Origin of the sequence: [Clostridium] ammoniilyticum (assembly GCF_025566905.1) — a bacterium.
In the GTDB taxonomy this organism is placed as follows: Bacteria; Bacillota_I; Bacilli_A; order Erysipelotrichales; family Coprobacillaceae; genus Faecalibacillus; species Faecalibacillus intestinalis.
Genome location: NZ_JAOQJR010000002.1, coordinates 56,989 through 77,174 on the forward strand (window position 1 = coordinate 56,989; position 20,186 = coordinate 77,174).

Annotated in this window: 22 protein-coding genes; 5 read left to right on the plus strand and 17 right to left on the minus strand. The window is 30.2% G+C overall.

The genetic code is table 11. The features are described 5' to 3' along the window. Position 1: 1 nt before the first annotated feature. The 5 genes from OCV55_RS02460 to OCV55_RS02480 form a co-directional block, all read right to left on the minus strand. The gene (locus OCV55_RS02460; protein ID WP_118347769.1) at positions 2-826 is read right to left on the minus strand and encodes an aldolase/citrate lyase family protein; all 825 of its coding nucleotides are present in this window, start codon (positions 824-826) and stop codon (positions 2-4) included. 102 nt (positions 827-928) lie between these two features. Next, positions 929-1,372, minus strand: a complete 444-nt coding sequence (locus tag OCV55_RS02465; RefSeq protein WP_118347767.1) for an adenylyltransferase/cytidyltransferase family protein — start codon at positions 1,370-1,372, stop codon at positions 929-931. A 43-nt stretch (positions 1,373-1,415) separates the two neighbouring features. Further along, positions 1,416-1,598 carry a hypothetical protein gene (locus OCV55_RS02470; protein WP_227359767.1) on the minus strand — a complete coding sequence of 61 codons (183 nt, stop codon included), beginning with the start codon at positions 1,596-1,598 and terminating at the stop codon, positions 1,416-1,418. Positions 1,599-1,706: 108 nt separating this feature from the next. Further along, the gene (loaP, locus tag OCV55_RS02475; RefSeq protein ID WP_147579702.1) at positions 1,707-2,225 is read right to left on the minus strand and encodes an antiterminator LoaP; all 519 of its coding nucleotides are present in this window, start codon (positions 2,223-2,225) and stop codon (positions 1,707-1,709) included. A 112-nt stretch (positions 2,226-2,337) separates the two neighbouring features. Then, positions 2,338-4,215 carry a polysaccharide biosynthesis protein gene (locus OCV55_RS02480; protein WP_147579703.1) on the minus strand — a complete coding sequence of 626 codons (1,878 nt, stop codon included), beginning with the start codon at positions 4,213-4,215 and terminating at the stop codon, positions 2,338-2,340. A gap of 287 nt (positions 4,216-4,502) precedes the next feature. On the opposite strand from OCV55_RS02480, the gene OCV55_RS02485 reads away from it, so the two are divergent. The 5 genes from OCV55_RS02485 (at position 4,503) to OCV55_RS02505 (ending at position 9,576) form a co-directional block, all read left to right on the plus strand. After that, complete coding sequence (locus tag OCV55_RS02485; protein ID WP_147579704.1) at positions 4,503-5,189, plus strand: YveK family protein; 687 nt, start codon at positions 4,503-4,505, stop codon at positions 5,187-5,189. Positions 5,190-5,191: 2 nt separating this feature from the next. Continuing rightward, entirely contained in the window at positions 5,192-5,974 is a 783-nt protein-coding gene (locus tag OCV55_RS02490) for a tyrosine-protein phosphatase (protein ID WP_117347359.1), read from the plus strand. A gap of 2 nt (positions 5,975-5,976) precedes the next feature. Beyond that, on the plus strand, positions 5,977-6,687 hold the full coding sequence (locus OCV55_RS02495; protein ID WP_147579705.1) for a CpsD/CapB family tyrosine-protein kinase: 711 nt from the start codon (positions 5,977-5,979) through the stop codon (positions 6,685-6,687). A gap of 1 nt (position 6,688) precedes the next feature. Further along, positions 6,689-7,687 (plus strand): hypothetical protein, encoded by a 999-nt coding sequence (locus OCV55_RS02500; RefSeq protein ID WP_147579706.1) that lies wholly within the window; start codon positions 6,689-6,691, stop codon positions 7,685-7,687. 278 nt (positions 7,688-7,965) lie between these two features. Then, complete coding sequence (locus OCV55_RS02505) at positions 7,966-9,576, plus strand: ATP-binding protein (RefSeq protein ID WP_267309795.1); 1,611 nt, start codon at positions 7,966-7,968, stop codon at positions 9,574-9,576. 10 nt (positions 9,577-9,586) lie between these two features. Here the strand turns inward: OCV55_RS02505 and OCV55_RS02510 are convergent, their stop codons facing one another. Genes OCV55_RS02510 through OCV55_RS02565 form a run of 12 tightly spaced genes read right to left on the minus strand, consistent with a single transcriptional unit; the run spans position 9,587 to position 20,126 of the window. After that, the gene (locus OCV55_RS02510; protein WP_117827107.1) at positions 9,587-10,276 is read right to left on the minus strand and encodes a biotin--[acetyl-CoA-carboxylase] ligase; all 690 of its coding nucleotides are present in this window, start codon (positions 10,274-10,276) and stop codon (positions 9,587-9,589) included. A gap of 48 nt (positions 10,277-10,324) precedes the next feature. Then, positions 10,325-10,750, minus strand: coding sequence for a 3-hydroxyacyl-ACP dehydratase FabZ (fabZ, locus tag OCV55_RS02515; RefSeq protein WP_022000687.1), 426 nt, complete (start codon positions 10,748-10,750; stop codon positions 10,325-10,327). Then, complete coding sequence (gene fabF, locus OCV55_RS02520; protein WP_022000688.1) at positions 10,750-11,991, minus strand: beta-ketoacyl-ACP synthase II; 1,242 nt, start codon at positions 11,989-11,991, stop codon at positions 10,750-10,752. The genes fabZ and fabF overlap by 1 nt, the downstream gene beginning before the upstream one ends. Positions 11,992-12,002: 11 nt before the next feature. Then, the gene (gene fabG / locus OCV55_RS02525) at positions 12,003-12,755 is read right to left on the minus strand and encodes a 3-oxoacyl-[acyl-carrier-protein] reductase (RefSeq protein ID WP_147579708.1); all 753 of its coding nucleotides are present in this window, start codon (positions 12,753-12,755) and stop codon (positions 12,003-12,005) included. A gap of 1 nt (position 12,756) precedes the next feature. Next, a complete protein-coding gene (fabD, locus tag OCV55_RS02530) occupies positions 12,757-13,659 on the minus strand; it encodes an ACP S-malonyltransferase (RefSeq protein WP_032091720.1) in 903 nt (300 codons plus the stop codon). Beyond that, positions 13,656-14,699 (minus strand): NAD(P)H-dependent flavin oxidoreductase, encoded by a 1,044-nt coding sequence (locus OCV55_RS02535; RefSeq protein WP_147579709.1) that lies wholly within the window; start codon positions 14,697-14,699, stop codon positions 13,656-13,658. Before OCV55_RS02535 ends, fabD begins: the two co-directional genes overlap by 4 nt. Before the next feature lies 1 nt (position 14,700). Continuing rightward, positions 14,701-15,627, minus strand: coding sequence for a DUF561 domain-containing protein (locus OCV55_RS02540; RefSeq protein ID WP_032091722.1), 927 nt, complete (start codon positions 15,625-15,627; stop codon positions 14,701-14,703). 10 nt (positions 15,628-15,637) lie between these two features. Continuing rightward, positions 15,638-16,549: a beta-ketoacyl-ACP synthase III gene (locus tag OCV55_RS02545; RefSeq protein ID WP_117851100.1), complete on the minus strand. Its 912-nt coding sequence runs from the start codon at positions 16,547-16,549 to the stop codon at positions 15,638-15,640. A gap of 11 nt (positions 16,550-16,560) precedes the next feature. Continuing rightward, a complete protein-coding gene (locus OCV55_RS02550) occupies positions 16,561-17,481 on the minus strand; it encodes an acetyl-CoA carboxylase carboxyltransferase subunit alpha (protein WP_022000694.1) in 921 nt (306 codons plus the stop codon). A gap of 2 nt (positions 17,482-17,483) precedes the next feature. After that, positions 17,484-18,350: an acetyl-CoA carboxylase, carboxyltransferase subunit beta gene (gene accD, locus OCV55_RS02555; protein WP_032091814.1), complete on the minus strand. Its 867-nt coding sequence runs from the start codon at positions 18,348-18,350 to the stop codon at positions 17,484-17,486. After that, positions 18,350-19,708, minus strand: coding sequence for an acetyl-CoA carboxylase biotin carboxylase subunit (locus OCV55_RS02560; RefSeq protein WP_147579710.1), 1,359 nt, complete (start codon positions 19,706-19,708; stop codon positions 18,350-18,352). Before OCV55_RS02560 ends, accD begins: the two co-directional genes overlap by 1 nt. Beyond that, positions 19,701-20,126 (minus strand): acetyl-CoA carboxylase biotin carboxyl carrier protein, encoded by a 426-nt coding sequence (locus tag OCV55_RS02565; protein ID WP_032091725.1) that lies wholly within the window; start codon positions 20,124-20,126, stop codon positions 19,701-19,703. Before OCV55_RS02565 ends, OCV55_RS02560 begins: the two co-directional genes overlap by 8 nt. Between the last annotated feature and the right edge of the window lie 60 nt (positions 20,127-20,186).

Here is a 20,186-nt window from a genome sequence, read left to right on the forward strand (position 1 = left end):
TTTATGCCTCCATTTGTTTAACGATTTTTTCTACACAATTGCTTAATTCATCTTTATTATTTTCAAAATCTTTTTTAGACATTTTCATTACTTTCTCTTCAAATAATCTTTGAGTTTTCATATTTTCTTTAAATATTTCTTTTACTTCATCAAGTGATGCTGTCTTATCTACATTACAGAAACTTCTTGAAAGAATTGCTCTAGATGAACCTAATCGATAATGTTCCATAATAATTTTTTCTGCTGGTAATGTTCCTTCTCCAAGTCTAGCAACACCACCAAAACCATACGGAATATTATAGTTTTTGATTTTATTACAAATCTTTTCTACTGTTCCATTGGCAAGCAATTCAAACATAAATTTTAAATGATAGCTTAAATGCAAATCATTCAATCCTATATGTATTTCATCAAATCCACCATTTTCTAATACTTCATCTAAACATTCCACAGCCTCTTTAGTTTCAAGAAGTAATGTTGTTTTAACACGTTTATCCACAATTGTTAAAAAATTTTTGACATCATCTAATGACTTCCACATCGGTAGCATAATAATATCTGCTCCAGCTTCAATTACTTTGTCTATTTCTTCTTTGCTACATGGATTTATTGGATTAACCCTTACTAGCATTTCAGATTTTGTTAATTTTGGCGATATTTTTTTTATATCATTGATAGAATGCTTTGATTTTACAGAATCAATATGTCCTTGTCTTTCTTGCTTCCCTAAAGTTTCTAAATCAATCCAAATTCTATCAACTCCATATTTTTCAGCAATCAATGCAACATCAACGCTATTTGTAATATACATTAATTTTAAAAACATGATATTATCCTTTCTAAATCACTTAAATTTTTGAATACTAATTTTAGTATTCAATTTTTATCAATTAAACTAAAAAAATAAAACATACCTTTTATGATTATGTTATTCAAAATTTTCTATATTAATTTTTTGTAATATTTCTGATAAATATGTAGAAGAAATACCATCTGTGTGTGGAAGAAATACAACATCTACACCTACATTTGAAAATTGATTAATCATATTATTGTACATATCACTTCCTTGCCAATCAGAGCCATGGAATAACACATTAAAATGTAACTGATTCCATGCTTCCATCTTATTCATACTTGTTTGAGGAACTACCTTATCTACACATTTCAATTCATTTACTATGGCAATACGTTCTTTAAAAGGGATTATAGGTGTTTTATTTTTATAACTTTTTACAACTTCGTCAGTACTTACACCAACAATTAAATAATCACATCGTCTTCTTGCATTTTTTAAAATATTCAAGTGTCCTATATGAAACATATCAAACACTTCTGTTGTATAACCAATCTTATACTTTTTATCACTCATAATTTTTTCCTTTCTTTTTCATATAAAAAAAGCATACGTTCTGTTATGATTTTGGTTGATATGTAGGCACAATATCTTTGATAAGGTGTCTGATATCATTTGTTTCGTCATAAGCTTCCTTCTTCAAATGAACAAGTTTTTCTAAGAAGACCTCTTCATCCATTTCTATTGGTTTTCCAATATGAATTAGATGGTTCAGTGTATCCTGTAAGCCTTCTTCTTTCATAAGAAGTTCTTCATACAACTTTTCTCTTGAAATATTTTTATATACTAAAAAAGGCATAACAAAGTTATACATAAAAAATGTATATAAAAAAGCACATTTCTGTGCTTTTTATGATTTACTAATAATTTCTAATCCTACTTGAACTCTTGTAAGCTTTCCAAGTAGTTCTACATCAACATAAGCAATACGTTTATGTCTGTCTATTTTTGTAATAAGTCCTTCTAAACCAACGAGAGGACCTTCATTAATAATGATTTTATCGTTTTCAATAATACCATTAGAAATATCAACAACATGATCTTTATTTGAAAATTTTGTTAGAAACATAGCTTCTTGTGGATAGATGGGATAGATTTCTTTTCCATCATTTCCAAGGAGTTTTGTAAGATATGGTACTTTTTTGAGTTGAGTATAAAGTTGTTCTACTTGATTGGTGATTATAAAGATATACCCTTTAAATAAAATATCATCAACAATATGCCATGTACCATGATACTTCTTTTTCTTTTTCGTGATTGGAATAAAACAATCAATTAAAATATCATGGTCTATATAGAATTGACATTTTTTAACAATTTCTTCTTCTTTTCCTGTTCTTACCTGAACTACATACCAATTATCAAACATAAAAAACCTCCATTTGAGTATGCTTCGCCTATCCAATAGATTTATTGGACTAATTTCTAATATATGAGATAAAGGAAACGAACGCGACAAAGCGACGATTCGTTTAACTTCTTTATCCTTTGTTTTTCACACCATGTGTTGTATTTTCATCATAATGGTAAGTATCTACCATATATTGAACATCTTTTCTAATATCACTATCTTCATCAAATGCACTTTGACGTAAATCTTCTAATTGATCAAAGAAATCATCAGGTAATTGAATTGGTTGTCCAATATGAATCATCTTATTAGGCGTTGTTTTCATTCCTTCTTCTTTCATCAACATTTCTTCATAAAGTTTTTCACCAGGTCTTAACCCAATAAATTCAATTTTAATATCTACATCTGGTTCTAAACCAGAAAGTTTAATTAAGTTTCTAGCCATATCTAAAATCTTAACCGGTTTTCCCATATCTAAAACAAAGATTTCTCCTCCTTTAGCATAGGCACCTGCTTGTAAGACAAGAGAGACAGCTTCAGGTATTGTCATAAAGTATCTGATGATATCTGGATGTGTAATGGTAATTGGTCCACCTTCTTTAATTTGTTTTTTAAATAAAGGAATAACGGATCCATTAGAACCTAATACGTTTCCAAAACGTACAGCAACAAATTCTGTTTTTGAAATCTTGTTATAAGATTGTACAACCATTTCACATAATCGTTTTGAAGCACCCATAATATTTGTCGGATTAACTGCTTTATCTGTAGATATCAAGATAAATTTCTTAACACCATATGTATGACTTGCTTTTACGACATTGTATGTACCAAAAACATTGTTTTTAATTGCTTCATGTGGCGCATCTTCCATTAATGGTACATGTTTATGTGCTGCTGCATGATAAACAATATCTGGATGGTAATAAGCAAATAAATCATTGATTTTAACAGCATCTCTTACGGAAGCAATCATGGTTTCAAGATTTAAGTTTGGATATTTATGTTGTAATTCTAATTGAATGTTATAAGCATTATTTTCATAAATATCTACAATAATCAATTGTTTTGGATTACTTGCAGCAATTTGTCGACAAAGTTCAGATCCAATAGATCCTCCTCCACCAGTAACCATAACTACTTTATCTTTTACATAACCCATAATTTCTTTTAAGTTTACTTGGACAGGATCTCTTCCAAGTAAATCTTGAACTTCAACATCTTTTAGTTTTTCTAAAGTAATTTCATCGTTCAAGAATTGATACATACCAGGTAATTTTTTTATTTTACATTTGGTTTCTTTACAAATATTTAAAATCTTAGATGTTTCTTTATCATCTATTGATGGTAAAGCTACATAGATTTCATCAATTTTATATTTTTCAACTTGTGTAAGGATTTCATTTCTTCCCCCCGCAATAGGAACATTGTGAATGCGTCTATTGTGTTTTGTTGCATCATCATCAATGAAACAAACAACTTTTTTATGAAGTTTTGTCGAAACAAGTGTTTCTCTTAAAATCTTTTCACCTGCTGAACCAGCACCAACAATCATGACTTTGCTTTCATTATCATCACTTCTACCAAATAAGTAATGTCTTGAAGCATAAAGACGAACAAACCGATAACCAAATCGACTTCCACCTATGAAAACAAGTAATAATAATAAATATAAAAATATTGTACTTATCGGCGGATGGACTGGAATGAGTAAACATAAAATACAGTATAAAATTGAACTGCATATTGAAGCAATAATAACATTTAATAATTCATTAATGGAAGCATAGCTCCATAAACTATCATAAAGCTTCATTATAATAAAGAAGAATAGACTTCCTATGAGTAAAATAGGTATAAAAAAATAAGTATATTTTAAAAAGCTTAATTCCATAGAACCGTCATATGCAATAAATGCTGATAAGAAGAAAGATAAAATAATACTTATTATATCTACTACTATCAAATATAGTCTTCTAAATAATAATTGACTCTTATTTTTGTACATATTTGTACCCCCCCCCCCTCAATTTTTAAAGTTGATACGACGTATTTTGGAGTTCATCTATAATCAAACGTATTATACCGTGATTTCTTAAATTATCAATAAATAATTACTGAGCGGTCGATTTTTATAACCAAGCGGTCAAATTTATGACTTTTCCTTTTCTTATATAGTAATACTTCTATAAAAAAATCTAATTCTGTTGATTTTTAAAGGCTTTTGTTAGATAATGAGCACCGACGTAGTATCTATAATTGTTTATAAAAATATGTATTAAAGGAGATTAAGTAATGGATAATCAAGAAATCCAAAATGAAGAGATTGAAATTAATTTAGCTGAATTGTTTCAAGTATTAAAAGAACATTTACATATCATTATTATTTCAACATTGATTTGTGCTATATTAGTGGGAGCTTTTACTATTTTCTTTGTTAGTAAAAAATATGAATCAACGGCTCGTATTTTCCCAAAACCAGAAGTTAACGAAGGAATCGTTGACTATTCACAAATTAACTCAAATAATTCGATGACTAAAAACTATGTAGCTTTACTTGGAGGAAACAATATTCAAAGTAAAGTTGCAAAAGAATTAAATTTAGAAGTAGAAGATATCAATAAATATGTATCCGTTTCAAATGAAACAGATACCCAAATTATTTCTATTTCAGCAACAACAACTGATCCACAACTCAGTAAAAAAATTGTTGATACAACCGTTGATGTCTTCACAAATGAAGTGAAAGAAACTTTAAATATCAACAATATTACAACAGTTGATGATGCAAAACTTCAAACATCACCTGTTTCACCAAGTGTTCCTAAAAATATAGTTATTGGTGGTTTAGTAGGTGCTATTTTAAGTATTGGTATTATCTTTATTAGATTCATGTTAGATAATCGTTTACATACTAAAGAAGACGTTGAAAAATATCTAGAAATTCCAAATCTTGGCGTTATTCCTTATTTTGAGGATTAGTTATGGCTTTTATTGATATACATGGTCACTATGCATGGGATATAGATGATGGAATGCCATCACTTGAAGATGCTAAAAAGGCTTTAGAAAAAGCTAAAAATAATCGTATTTCTACGATTGTCGCAACACCTCATGTTGTTTCTGGAAAACATACTTTAAAAGATTTAGAAATTATTAAAGATAGAATTCATGATTTAAAAGAGCTTGCTAGAGTTTATAATATTGAGGTTTTAGAAGGGTGTGAACTCTTCTTAAATCATGATTATCTAGAAGCACTTGAACAAAACATCTTTATACCTATTGAAAATACCCATTATTTACTTGTAGAATTTGATGTTAGAAAAGAATTAGGAAATGAAAATGAAGTAGAAGATCGTCTTTATGAAATTCAATATAAAGGATATACTCCCGTTATTGCTCATGTTGAAAGATACTTTAAAGATTCTTTAGATATCGAAAGAATTCAAGATTTTATAGATAATGGTTATCTTATTCAAGTTAATGCAACAAGCTTTTTGGGATATCATGGTAAACATGCTCAAAAGTTTGCTTATCAATTATTAAATCAAGGATTACTTCATGTAATTGCAACGGATACTCATCGTTGTGACGGACATCGTTCTCCTTGTTTACAAGAAGTCTTTGATTTACTTGTAAAGAAATATAGTTATGAAGATATTCATACATTAATGTATGAAAATCCTCTACATATCATCAACAATGAAGAAGTTGATCCTATTGAAGGAAAAACATCCTTCTTTAAAAAAATATTTAAAAGGAGATAATTATGGCAAAAAAAACGAGTAAAAGAAAAACATTAAATATTTTAGATAAAAATAAAAAACATAGCCAATTTGATTATACTGAAATCTTTCGTCATATTCGTACAAATATTGAATTTTCTACAGTAGACAAAGACATTAAATCAATTTGTATTACTTCATCACAAGCTAATGAAGCAAAAACAACACTATCTATTAACCTTGCTTATATTTTTGCAACAAAATATAATAGAGTTTTATTAATTGATTGTGATTTAAGAAAAAATACTTTACATAAATATATGGGATTATCAAACAAACATGGTTTAACAGATGCTTTACTTGAATATCGTCAAACTAAAAAATTAAATGTTGAATACTTCCAAAGTGTAAAAGATCCTTCTTTTGCAGGTACTATGGCTGTTTTAACAAGTGGGATTCATATTCCTAATCCTTCTGAATTATTAGGATCACATGTATTTAAAGATTATATTAATGAATTAAAGAAATCCTTTGATTTCATTATTATTGACTGTGCTCCTATTGGAATGATATCTGATGCCATTCCTGTAGGAAATGCCGTTGACGGGACTATTTTTGCTATTTCTTCACAAGATACTAATAAAAAAGATGCTGCAAATTGTGTAAAACTACTTCAAAGAAATAATGTAAACGTTTTAGGAAGTGTTTTAACAAAAGCAAAATCTATATCTGGTAGTCATTACTACTATTACTAATATGAAAAAAGTTACTTTTTCTATTACTGTTGTTGTTTTACTTGCTATGATTGTTGGTTTAATTGGTTATGACCGTTTTTCAACAAGTCAAAACGCTAAAAAATACCAATCAGAAGAAAAAACAACAACTACAACAAAAGAAGAAACAACAAAAACAAAAACAAAAAAAGAAAAAAATAGTCAACGTATTTATTGTATTGGTGATAGCTTTACCTTGGGAAGTGAATTTGCTAGTTACCCACTTAATTTAGAATCACTTACAAATAGTGAAATTATTAAATTCGGTGGAAACCAAGATACAACTTTTGATTTATCTATTCGTGTAGGAAGAACAAAGATTTTCGCTAATAATATCACCATCCCTGGTGATAAAGAAGCTGTAGACCTTACTTTCTATAATGAAAAAGGTGAACAAGTAGAAGCTTTAAAAAATAGTGGATCAAACTTCGATGAAGTTACCATTCAAGGTATTAAAGGAACTTTAGCTTACGATTCATCTCGTAATATTCATACATTTACAAGAGACAAATCTGGAAAAGCTGTTACCCTAACAGCTCCTGCACAAATCGAAGCAACACTTCCTGAATTTAATGAAAATGATATCGTTATTATCTTTTCTGGAAACTATGATAAACAAAACAACCAAGATGTTTATCGTACAATCACTTATCAAAGAGCTATTTTAAACCAAATTAAAACACAAAAATATATTGTTGTATCAATGACATCAAAAAGACAAAACAACCTTGTAAGAGACGATAATAACATCTTAAAAGAAGAACATAAAGATCACTTCTTAGACTTTAGAACTTATCTTCTTACAAATGGCTTAAAAGATGCAAATATTACAGCTACTGAAGAAGATCAAAAAGATCTTACAAATAGCTATATCCCATCAAGTCTTCTAAAAGAAGACAAATTCGCAGGTAATGATACATTCAATCAATTACTTGCAAACCAAGTCTATCAAAAATTACAAGAACTACACTATATCAAATAGAAAATAAAAGCTCTAGTCTCCCTGAACCCTTATAACGAGAGGTTACTACTAAAGCTTAGTTAACAACTTGTGTACTCATTAAGTACACTTTTATATTATGCTCATTCTTATAGCTCGATATTATCAAAGAAATAATTCTTCATATATTCATCTTTTATTCCAACAAATCTTGGACAATCTGTCCAATGATTTTTAGTTTACAACAATATATAATTTAACTAATTAAAATTATATTAAACATAAGGAAATGAATAATTTATGAAATTAGACCTATAGGAATTGAAAACTTTAAAGAAATGATTGATAAAAATGCTTATTATGTAGATAAAACAAATCTTATTGAAAATGTATTAAACGAACAGAATGTCTTTTTTACAAGACCTCGAAGATTTGGAAAGACTCTTAATATGTCGATGCTTTATTATTTCTTTTCTATTAAAGAAAAGGAGAATGCCTATTTATTTAATGGATTAAACATTTCTAAAAATAAAAAAGCTATAAAACATCAAAATCAATATCCAACACTTTTCATTACTTTAAAAGATATGAAAAATAGTTCCTATGAAAAACAAATGAATCGCTTTAAAGAAATTATTTGTTTGTGTGCTAAAAACTTTCTTGATAGTGATGAATTACTTGATTCTGAAAAGAAACTTTTTCAAAAATATGTAGATAATGAAACCGAAGATAATGAATTAGAAAGAGAAATCTTTAATATTTCATATTTTCTTTATAAACATTATCATCAAAAAGTCATCATTCTTATTGATGAATATGATGTTCCTTTACAAGCTGCTTATCAATATAACTACTATGATGAAATGGTAGAATTCCTAAGAAGTGTCTTTTCTTCAGCACTTAAAACCAATGATGCTTTAGAAAAAGGAATCATGGCAGGTTGTCTTCGTATTTCTAAAGAAAGTATCTTCACCGGTTTAAATAATTTTAAAGCCTATTCTATTCTTTATAAATCAAAAAATGAGTATTTTGGCTTTACAAAAAAAGAAATCTTACAATTATTAAAAGATTATAATCTAACAGATTATGTAGATGAAGTTAAAGAATGGTATGATGGTTATTTATTTGGAAACATCGAAATCTATAATCCTTGGAGTACACTTATGTATGTTGATTGTAAATTAAATAGCTCAGATAACAAACCTATTTCCTTCTGGGCAAATACCAGTGGAAATGATCTTGTTGTCAACTATATTCAAAATGGCAGTGATGAACTTCATGAAGAATTTGAACAACTCATTCAAGGAAAGTCTTTAACGAAATATGTCAAACCTGAACTTACTTATCGAGAAATGGATAATATTAATAATATCTATAGTTTTCTTTTACTTACAGGATATTTAAAGATAAAAGAAGATTTAGGAGAAAATAAGTATAAACTGATTATTCCCAATAAAGAAGTCTATGAAATCTATAAACAAACATTCATGTCTTATTTTGAAGACTATACTTTTGTAAGAAAAGAAAATCTTTATCAAAGTCTTGTTAAAGGAGACGTTGATCAAGCAAATGAAATACTAGGAGATATCTTATCTAGAAGTATTAGTTACTTTGATAATGAAGAATCTTTTTATCATGGTTTTCTATTAGGACTCTTTAGTGGTAAAAAGATCAAATCAAATCGAGAAGCGGTGCATGGAAGATTTGATTTATGTATCTTTCCTAAACAAATCTTTCAGACAGCACTAATCTTAGAATGTAAACATTCTAAGAGCGTTAAAGATTTAATAAGTGATGCAAGTGAAGGAGCCCAACAAATCATTGATAATAAATATGAAGAAGAAATTATCAATGAGGGATATCTTCATGTAAAAGGATATGGCATATCCTTTTATAAGAAATACTGTTATATTGTAAAAGTGCAAGCTTAAGCCTGCACTTTTATTTATTATGTAAAGATATTTCATTAATTACCTGTTTATATGTTTTTCCTTGTCGATCAACAAATAAAACAGAACCATCATCTAATAGCTTTTGAAAACAAACTTCTCCATAATCACCATATTCTACCCATTGATCTTTTAAATAAGAAATACTATTAGCGTATTCTAAAACCTTATGAAACTGATTTGTTTGATATAAATTATAATAAATCAACATAAATGTTTTCAGTCCAATAGCAAGTTTAGATATTTTATACTCTTTATGAGTAATTTGTTTCATTGATTGAAAATCTTCATTATTAACATTCAATCCTATTCCTACAATGACTCCTTTTAAATCAGGATCTAAAATCGTTTCTACTAAAATACCACAAATCTTTTTTCCATCGACATAAATGTCATTAGGCCATTTAATAGTTGCTTTAATACGATAACGATCAAGTAAACCAACCACACTACACGAAGCTAATTGTGTCATTTTCCAAGCATCTTCTATTTTATGAAAATCTTTAAATAAAAAACTCATAATCAAATTCTCATTTGCATGACTTTCCCAAACATGACCATTTCTACCTCTACCTTTTGTTTGATATTTGGCAGTGACACATGTTTGCATAGGTAAATTTTGATATTCTCTTTTTAAATAATCATTTGTTGAATCAACTTCTTCTAGCTCTATCAGTTTCATAGTTTCACCTCTTTATCATGATAAAATAAAAAAAATTGCAATTCAAGATTATTGAATTGCAAATGTAAGTTCAGCTTTGCAAACAACTTTACCATTTACTTTTGCAATAGCTTCACCAATTCCTACGGGTCCTTTTTGTTTAGTAAGAACACATTCCATTTCTAAAACATCCCCTGGTGTTACTTGTCCTTTAAAACGACAATTTTTAATACCACCAAAGAAAGCAATTTTTCCTTTATTTTCTTCTTTTGATAAAATAGCAATACATCCTACTTGTGCCAAAGCTTCAACAATCAAAACTCCTGGCATGACATGATGACTTGGAAAATGTCCACAAAAATGCATTTCATTAACACTGACACATTTGATTCCTTTAGCATACTCACCTGGTTTATAATCTGTAATTCGATCTACTAAAGCAAAAGGATAACGATGAGGATTGATTTCTTGTATTTGATTACTATTAAGTTCCATTACTCTTCTCCATATTTCTTAAAAATAATTGAGGCATTATGCCCTCCAAAACCTAATGAATTTGACATTACATAATTTAATACTTGTTTTCTTCCATGATTTGCGACAATATCTAAATCGCATTCTTCATCAAAATTTTGATAATTAATAGTTGCTGGAATAAAGTTATCTTCTAATGCTTTAACACATAAAACACCTTCAATTCCACCAGCAGCTCCTAAACAATGACCTGTATTTCCTTTTGTTGAAGATACAGCTACTTTATGAGCATGATTTTTAAAAGCTTTTTTGATTGCAGCTGTTTCTAACTTATCATTCATCGGTGTTGATGTTCCATGAGCATTAATATAATCAATTTGATTAGCTTCAAGAGAAGCATCTTGAAGTGCATTGATCATGGCTTTAGCACCTCCAATACCTTCAGGAGCTGGAGCTGTCATATGATAAGCATCACAACTAACACCATAACCTACCATTTCACAATAAATATGTGCCCCTCTTGCTTTAGCATGTTCAAGTTCTTCTAAAACAAGCATTCCTGCTCCTTCGCCCATGACAAAACCATTTCTTTCTTTATCAAAAGGAATGGAGGCACGTTTGGGATCATGTGATTCACTTAAAGCTTTCATTGATGTAAAACCACCAATACCAAGAGGTGTAATGCTTGCTTCGCAACCTCCAGCAATGGTTACATCTAAATAACCATCACGAATATTTCTAAAGGCATCACCAATAGCATTTGTTCCTCCCGCACAAGCTGTTACAGGACATGTAGCAAGTCCTTGTGCTTTAAAGGCAATGGCAATTTGACCAGCTGCTAAATTAACAATGGTCATAGGAATAAAGTATGGAGAAACACGATCAAATCCTTTCTTTAAACCACGTTGATGATTTTCTTCAATAGATCCTAATCCTCCAATACCACTTGATACTACTACCCCAAAACGATCATGATTTATAGAATCTATCTCTAATTTAGAATCTTTGATAGCTTCTTTAGCTGCAATCAGTCCATATTGAATAAATTTATCCATTTTACGAACATCTTTTTTATCTAAATATTCAGTAGCTTCAAAGTTCTTTAATTCACCTGCTACTTTTACCTTCATATTTGAAGTATCAAATGATTGAATCAAATCAATCCCACATTGATGATTTAAAATACCCTTCCATGTATCATTTACATTATTTCCAATAGGTGTTAAAGCACCTATTCCTGTTACGACAACTCTTCTTTTCATATGCTTCTCCTTTACATAGCCATGCCACCATCAACATGCAATGTTTGTCCAGTAATGTACTTTGCTTCATCACTTGCTAGAAAAACAACTGCATTTGCAATATCTTGAACACTTCCAAATGCTCCTAAAGGAATTTGACTTTTCATTTGTTCTTTAATATCATCACTTAAAACATCTGTCATTGCTGTTTGAATAAAACCTGGTGCTACTGCATTAACAGTAATACCACGACTTCCAACCTCTCTAGCAAGAGACATTGTCATTCCAATAATTCCTGATTTACTAGCAGCATAATTGACTTGTCCAGCATTTCCCATAACGCCTACAACAGATGACATAGAAACAATACGTCCATATTTTTGTTTCATCATTAATTTTGTCGCATGTTTCATACAATTCCATGTTCCTTTTAAATTGACATCAATAACTGCATCAAAATCATTTTCTTTCATGCGTAACATTAAGCCATCTTTTGTAATTCCTGCATTATTAATTAAAATATCCAATCTTCCATATTCATTTTTAATTGTTTTAAACATCTCTAATGTTTCATCATAACTTGCTACATTTGCAGGTAAGATTTCACATTTTCCTCCAAGACTTTCAATTTCACTTTTTGTCATTTGAGCAATTTCTTGATTATTCCCTAAATCTATATAATTAATTAAAACAAAAGCACCATTTAAAGCTAATGTTTTAGCAATTTCTTTACCAATACCTTGTCCTCCACCTGTAACAAGAGCAATTTTATTTTCTAATCTCATTTTATTCTCCCTTCAAAGCTTTCACTGTTTTTTTCAATGATTCCATATCTTCTATTTGATAAAGCTGAATACTTCGATCTATCTTTCTAACAAAACCACTTAATACCTTTCCTGGTCCTACTTCAATGATCGTATCAACACCTTGATCTATCATATAGCGAATACTTTTTTCAAAGTAAACAGGTGACATCACTTGCTTTTCTAAAATTTCTGGTATTGATTGATATTCGATTTCATGACCTAAAGTATTAAAAATAACAGGTATTTTCATTTCATGAAAAGTTTCTTTTTTAAATCTTTCTTTTAAAGCAAGTGACGCTTCTTTTAATAAAGACGTATGAAAAGGTCCACTCGTATTTAAAGCAATCACTCTTCTCGCTTTATTTTCTAAAGCTAATTCTTTAACTTTTTCCACAGCCTTCTTTTCACCAGCAACAACAAGTTGACCAGGACAATTATAATTAGAAATAGAAACAACCCCTAATGAACTTGCTTGATGACACAAATCTTGTAAAAGTTCTTCCTTCATTCCTAAAACGGCAATCATTTCACTTTCAATTTCTGATACTGCTTCTTGCATGACTTTTCCTCTAAAACGCGCAAGATCAATCACTTGTTGTCTTTTAAAAACACCTGCACAATATAATGCTGAATATTCCCCTAAAGAAAGACCTGCTGTATAATCAGGCACAATTCCATGTTCTTTTAATAAATCTGTAATGATTGTTGCAACCATCACCATACATGGTTGGGTATATGGTGTATAAGATAGTTTTTCAAGTGGTCCATTAAAACATAATTCCTTTAAATCTTCATTTTGATCAAAGATTTCACGAGGATAAAATGATTTTCCCATTCCCACAACTTGACTTCCTTGACCAGCATAAATAATTCCTAATTTCATTTGTCATCCTCCATTAATTCATGAATCACTTCATCAACATGCATCAAATGATCTTGCCTATAACCATGAGCTCCTGTAAAAATAAGACCATCCTCTAAATTTCCTTTAACTGCTTCTATTAAAGCTCTTGAAATACAATAAGGTGTATTTTTAACATCACAAGGAATTAAACATTGATAACATTTTTTAACAGGTATTTTTTCTTTCTTGGTTTTTTTAACAAAACTATTTTGCATTGCTCTTCCTGGCATTCCAACAGGAGAAGAAACAAAACCAATATCTTCCTTTCTAGCTTTTAAGAAGGCTTCTTTATATTTGATAGAAGCATCACATTCATAAGTTGTAATAAAGCGTGTTGCTACTTGAATACCATCGACACCTAGATCAAAGAAATGCTTAACATCACTTCTTTGACTGATTCCTCCTGCTACAAAAATAGGAATGTTCAATTTATTATTTTCTACAATTTCTTCAACATCTTTAAAAATTTCTTCTAAACTTTGGCATGTTTGATTTTCTAAATCTTCTTTTTTAAACCCTAAATGTCCACCTGCTTGACTTCCTTCAATAACAATAAAATCTGGTGTACGTTGATATTTTTTGAGCCAATGTTTTATGATTACCTTACAGGCTTTACCACTTGAAACAATTGGAGCAATTAAAACATCATGATCTTTTACCAATTCTGGTAAACGTAAAGGAAGTCCAGCTCCTGAAATAATAGCATCAACTTTACTCTCTAATGCTGCATTGATCAATTCATCATAATCTTTTAAAGCAACCATCGCATTGATGGCTACTAAACCTTTTCCTTGAGAAAGCTTTTGTGCTTTTAAAATTTCTTTTTTTAAAGCACGAATATTAGCTTGACGATGATTACTTTCAAAATCATCTTCCTTGTAACCTGGATGCGCTGTAGAAATAACCCCCATCGCTCCACACTTAGCAACATGCCCTGCCAAACTTCCTAGAGAAACACCAACTCCCATTCCTCCTTGAATTAAAGGAACAGTTAAGCTTTTTTGATTGATTTCTAACATTTTAAATCTCCAAATTTGAATAAGTTTCTTGTAACTCACTCATCATTTCTTCTAAAATTTGTTTAACGGGTTTAATTTCATGAATCATTCCTGCAACTTGTCCTGCCATCAAAGAACCTTCATCAACATTTCCCTCAAAAACAGCTTTTTTTAATGAACCTAAAGTATATTTTTCAAGTTCCATCATATCTGCTCCTGCTTTTTCTTTTTGAATATAAGCTTTTGCCATTTTATTTTTTAAGATTCTTACTGGTGTTCCATTAATTCTTCCTGTAACAGTTGTCGAAGTATCTTTTGCCTTTAAAATTGCTTGTTTATAATTTTCATGAATTGGACATTCTTTACTTGCGAGTAAAACTGTTCCAATTTGTACACCACAAGCACCTAAGGCATAAGCTGCTAACATTTGCTTGCCACTGGCAATCCCTCCTGCAGCAATAACAGGAATAGAAACATTACTTACAACTTGAGGAACAAGCGCCATAGTCGTTGCTTCACCAATATGTCCTCCTGCTTCACAACCTTCAACAATTAAACCATCCACACCTGCACGTTCTAATCTTTTAGCAAGAGCCACACTAGGAACAACAGGTAAAACTTTAATTCCTGCTTCTTTCCACATTTTTATATATACACCTGGATTTCCAGCACCAGTTGTCACAACTGGGACATGTTCATCAATAACGATTTGTGCCATTTCTTTGGCATCTGGATTGAGTAACATAATATTGACACCAAAAGGTTGATTTGTTAATTTTTTACATGCTTGAATTTCTGCTTTTAACATTTTAGCATTCATTCCTCCAGCTCCAATCAAACCCAAACCTCCTGCATTAGAAACACTCGCAGCAAAGGCACCGGTAGCAATATTGGCCATTCCTCCTTGAATAATAGGATATTTAATATTTAATAACTCATTTAATTTCATTTTGTTCTCCTTACCATTCCATTAAAATTGCACCCCAAGTAAGTCCTCCACCAAAGCCAACGAGAATGATTTTCATTCCTTTTTGAAGTAACCCTTGTTCATTCATCTTCGCTAAAGCTAATGGAATACTCGCTGCTGAGGTGTTTCCATATTCTTGTAAGTTCATATAAAACTTTTCACTTGAACATTGATATTTTTTATAAACATGTTTAATAATTCTTTCATTTGCTTGATGACAAATCACGTAATCAATATCATTTAATGTCATTTTTGCTTGGTTTAAGACATGATCAATACTTAAAGGAATTGCTTTAATAGCAAATTTAAAAACATCTTGACCTTTCATTTTTAAATAATCATTTCTTTTAGAAAATAGTACTTCTTCATTTCCATCACTATCTAAATAACTATAAAAAAGCTTTTGACTTTTTTTAATCAACGTAGCGGCTGCACCATCTCCAAATAAAATACACGTATTACGATCTTGATAATCTACAATAGAGCTTAATTGTTCACTTCCAATAACAAGTCCATATTGATTTTCTTCTAACAAGCTTTGAGCAACTTTTAAAGCGTAAACATAACCACTACAAGCAACATTAATATCAAAACACATCATTGATTGATGATTTAAACCTAAAGCTTTTTGTACAAGACAGGCATTACTTGGCGTATTATTTTCTGGTGTCATCGTAGCTACAATAATTAAAGCAAGTTGACTTAAATCTTGATTTTGAGTTGCTTTTTTAGCAGCTTCAATAGCTAGAAAGGCACTTGATTTATCTGAAAGATGTCTTTTTAAAATACCCGTTCGTGAAACGATCCATTCATTAGATGTTTCTACCATTTGTTCAAGTTGTTGATTATCTAAAGTCTTTTCAATTTTGGCATAACCTGTAGAAACAATTTCAATTCCATTCATCTTTTTCTCCTTTAAAATACTTGTCCTATCTTTCTATATTTTTCATAACGTTTATTAATCAATTGAGATGTTGATAACTTTTGTAATTCTTTAAGATTTGTATTTAAATATTCTTTTATTTGTCGATAAACTTCATAACTTTCAACAGTAGCCCCTTTTAAATCTTCATCTATGATATGATCAATAATATGACGCTCATAAAGATCTTTAGCTGTTAATTTCATTAAGCTTGCAGCCTCTGCAACACGCTTTCCTTCTTGATCTTTCCACAAAATAGAAGCAAATCCTTCAGGAGATAAAATCGAATAAACACTATTTTCTAACATGACTAAGCGATCACTTACACTTAAAGCCAAAGCTCCTCCAGAACCTCCCTCACCAATAACAATAGTAATAATAGGAACTTTTAAAAGAGACATTTCTAAAAGATTTCGAGCAATTGCTTCTCCAATTCCATGCATTTCTGCTTCCATTCCTGGATAAGCTCCTGGAGTATCGACAAAAGCAATAATAGGACGTTTAAATTTTTCTGCCTGTTTCATTAAGCGCATTGCCTTTCGATAGCCTTCTGGTGAAGACATTCCAAAATTACATTTTAAATTATCTTCTAAAGTTTTTCCTTTTAAATGACCAATAATTGTTACAGGTTGTTGATTAAATAAACCAATACCTCCAACAATTGAACCATCATCTTTTGCTAAACGATCTCCATGTAATTCAATAAAATCATCAAAGAGATGATTGATATAATCTTTAATATTTGGTCGTGTACTTTTTCTAGCAAGATAAACATGATCATAAGGTGAAAGATGTTGATAATATTCTTCTTGTTTTTTGATTTGACTTTCGATTTCTTTTTTTCTCTCTTGATTGCAATCAAGAAGTTCTTTTTGTAACTTTTCAATTTCTTTTTCTACTTGACTTAAAGACATCTTTATGCCCCCTTACCATGCATTTTTAAAATTCTAATAAGTGTTGAACGCATTTCTTGACGTTTCACAATTAAATCAACAAATCCTTGTTCTTCCATAAATTCTGTTGTTTGAAAGTTTTCCGGTAATTTTTGTTTAAGCGTACTTTCAATGACACGTCTTCCTGCAAATCCAATCAATGCTTGAGGTTCACCAATAATAATATCTCCTAAGCTTGCAAATGAAGCTGTTACTCCTCCTGTTGTTGGATGGGTAATATAGGAAATATAAAGTAAACCTGCTTGATGATGTCTAGCAAGAGCTGCGGAGGTTTTTGTCATTTGCATTAAGGAATAAATTCCTTCTTGCATTCTAGCGCCTCCTGAAGCTGTAAAAATAATGAGTGGATACTTTCTTTTGGTTGCATGTTCAATAGCTTTCGTGATTTTATCACCTACAATAGAAGACATACTACCCATTAAAAAACGTGAATCCATCACACAAGTAATCACCTTTGTCCCATTTATTTTTCCACTTGCTACAACAACAGCTTCATTTAAACCTGTTTTTTGTTGTAGAATTTCTAATTTTTCATCGTATCCGGGAAATTCTAAAGGATTTACTCTTTGTGTACTTTTATAGAGTTCTTTATATTTCCCTTGATCATAAATCATTTCTAATCTTTCATAAGCAGTAATCTTTAAATGATTTCCACAGTGAGGACAAACTGACATATTTTTTTTAAGTTTACTTGTAAGAATCAATTCTTTACACTTTGGACATTTTGTATAAAGTCCTTCAGGAACTTCTTTTCTTTCATTTTCTCTTTTTTTTCTTAATGACTTAAATAAATGAAGTTTTTCTTTTCTTTCCTTAAATAACTGTTCCATCATCTTTCATTCACCAACTCATCTAAATGTTTTTCAATAAAACTTGTATCAAAATTTCCTTTGACATAATCACTTTCATGTAAAATCAAATACTGTAATTCTTGATTCGTATCAATACCATCAATCACTAATTCACTTAAGACCCTACGCATTTTACGAATTGTTTCAATACGATTTCTTCCATGAACGATTACCTTAGCAATCATTGAGTCATAATGAGAAGACACTTGATAACCTTGATATAAAGTTGTATCAATACGTACCCCAAAACCTCCTGGAATATGTAAACTACTAACAATCCCTGGTGAAGGTCTAAAACCTTCTTGAGGATTTTCAGCATTGATACGACATTCAAGGGCATGTCCCTTTAATTCAATATCACTTTGTTTATAATTCAATTTTAAATGTGCAGCTATTCTAATTTGTTCACGAACCAAATCAACCCCCGTTACCATCTCTGTTACTGGATGTTCAACTTGAATACGCGTATTCATCTCAATAAAATAATATTTTCCATCCGGTGCTAAAACAAATTCAATCGTTCCTGCATTAACATATCCTACTTTTTTAGCTGCTTTGATAGCATCATTTCCCATCTTTTCTCGAAGCTCTTGACTTAAAGCTTTACTTGGAGATTCTTCCATCATCTTTTGGTTTCTTCTTTGAATTGAACAATCTCTTTCTCCTAAATGAATAACATTACCAAAATGATCAGCTAAAATTTGAAATTCAATATGTTTAGGATTTAAAATCAATTTTTCCATATACATATCATCATCACCAAAACAAGCCTTTGCCTCCGCTTTAGCTGTTAAATAAGCATTTTCAAAATCTTCTTCCTTAAAACATTTTCTCATACCTCTTCCACCACCACCGGCAGAAGCTTTAATTAAAACCGGATAACCAATCTTTCTAGCAATTTCTTTTCCTTGACTGACAGATTCAACACTGCCATCACTTCCAGGAACAACTGGAACTCCTGCTTCAATCATCATTTGTCGAGCAACGCTTTTATTCCCCATTTGATCAATCACATCACCACTTGGACCAATAAAAGTCATACCACATTTTTCAACAAGTCTGGCAAACGTCGAATTTTCAGATAAATAACCAAATCCAGGATGAATTGCATCACACCCTGATAAAGTAGCTACTGATAAAATATTTTCCATATTTAAATAACTCTCACTACTTTTAGCAGGTCCAATACAGTAAGCTTCATCTGCTAATTGAACATGTAAAGAAGTGGCATCTGCTGAAGAATAAACAGCAACGGCTTCAATTCCCATTTCTTTACAACAACGAATAATTCTAACGGCTATTTCACCGCGATTAGCAATCAATATCTTTTTAAACATTTTCTTCAATAACCATTAAAGCTTGATCATATTCTACAAGCGCTTCATTTTCTACAAGAATTGATGTAACCGTTCCATCACATGGTGCCTTAATTTCATTCATCACCTTCATTGCTTCAATAATACAAATAATATCTCCTTTTTTAACTGTCTTTCCAACAGTAACATACGGATCACTTTCAGGTGAACTTGCACCATAGAAAACACCTACAATTGGTGATTTTACAGGTGTACCTGTAGACTCTTTGGTATTAACTTCTGCAACCATTTTATTTTCTTTTTCTAATGGTTTTACATATTCAACTTTTTCACTTTCTTTTTCTAATTCTATTTTTAAATCATCTATTTCTACTTTCATTTTAGTGACATTTGATTGATCAAACTCACTCATAATTTGTTTAATGAAATCTAATTTCATAGCATTCTCCTTTGTTTGAAGTTCAAAGCATATAGTAAAATAATAAGCTTTGAATTTCAA

Coding starts and splice junctions, on each gene's coding strand:
- OCV55_RS02540 (WP_032091722.1), bottom strand. CDS start 15,627: ATGAAATTAAATGAGTTATTAAATATTAAATATCCTATTATTCAAGGA.
- OCV55_RS02565 (WP_032091725.1), bottom strand. CDS start 20,126: ATGAAATTAGATTTCATTAAACAAATTATGAGTGAGTTTGATCAATCA.
- OCV55_RS02460 (WP_118347769.1), bottom strand. CDS start 826: ATGTTTTTAAAATTAATGTATATTACAAATAGCGTTGATGTTGCATTG.
- OCV55_RS02550 (WP_022000694.1), bottom strand. CDS start 17,481: ATGTCTTTAAGTCAAGTAGAAAAAGAAATTGAAAAGTTACAAAAAGAA.
- OCV55_RS02560 (WP_147579710.1), bottom strand. CDS start 19,708: ATGTTTAAAAAGATATTGATTGCTAATCGCGGTGAAATAGCCGTTAGA.
- fabF (WP_022000688.1), bottom strand. CDS start 11,991: ATGAAAAGAAGAGTTGTCGTAACAGGAATAGGTGCTTTAACACCTATT.
- OCV55_RS02465 (WP_118347767.1), bottom strand. CDS start 1,372: ATGAGTGATAAAAAGTATAAGATTGGTTATACAACAGAAGTGTTTGAT.
- OCV55_RS02535 (WP_147579709.1), bottom strand. CDS start 14,699: ATGTTAGAAATCAATCAAAAAAGCTTAACTGTTCCTTTAATTCAAGGA.
- OCV55_RS02510 (WP_117827107.1), bottom strand. CDS start 10,276: ATGAAACTGATAGAGCTAGAAGAAGTTGATTCAACAAATGATTATTTA.
- OCV55_RS02480 (WP_147579703.1), bottom strand. CDS start 4,215: ATGTACAAAAATAAGAGTCAATTATTATTTAGAAGACTATATTTGATA.
- fabD (WP_032091720.1), bottom strand. CDS start 13,659: ATGAAATTAGGAATTATTTATGCTGGTCAAGGAAGTCAAGTTGTGGGA.
- OCV55_RS02500 (WP_147579706.1), top strand. CDS start 6,689: ATGAAAAAAGTTACTTTTTCTATTACTGTTGTTGTTTTACTTGCTATG.
- fabG (WP_147579708.1), bottom strand. CDS start 12,755: ATGAGATTAGAAAATAAAATTGCTCTTGTTACAGGTGGAGGACAAGGT.
- loaP (WP_147579702.1), bottom strand. CDS start 2,225: ATGTTTGATAATTGGTATGTAGTTCAGGTAAGAACAGGAAAAGAAGAA.
- accD (WP_032091814.1), bottom strand. CDS start 18,350: ATGGAACAGTTATTTAAGGAAAGAAAAGAAAAACTTCATTTATTTAAG.
- OCV55_RS02485 (WP_147579704.1), top strand. CDS start 4,503: ATGGATAATCAAGAAATCCAAAATGAAGAGATTGAAATTAATTTAGCT.
- OCV55_RS02490 (WP_117347359.1), top strand. CDS start 5,192: ATGGCTTTTATTGATATACATGGTCACTATGCATGGGATATAGATGAT.
- OCV55_RS02495 (WP_147579705.1), top strand. CDS start 5,977: ATGGCAAAAAAAACGAGTAAAAGAAAAACATTAAATATTTTAGATAAA.
- OCV55_RS02470 (WP_227359767.1), bottom strand. CDS start 1,598: ATGAAAGAAGAAGGCTTACAGGATACACTGAACCATCTAATTCATATT.
- fabZ (WP_022000687.1), bottom strand. CDS start 10,750: ATGGAACTTAATAGTAATCAAATACAAGAAATCAATCCTCATCGTTAT.
- OCV55_RS02545 (WP_117851100.1), bottom strand. CDS start 16,549: ATGAATGGAATTGAAATTGTTTCTACAGGTTATGCCAAAATTGAAAAG.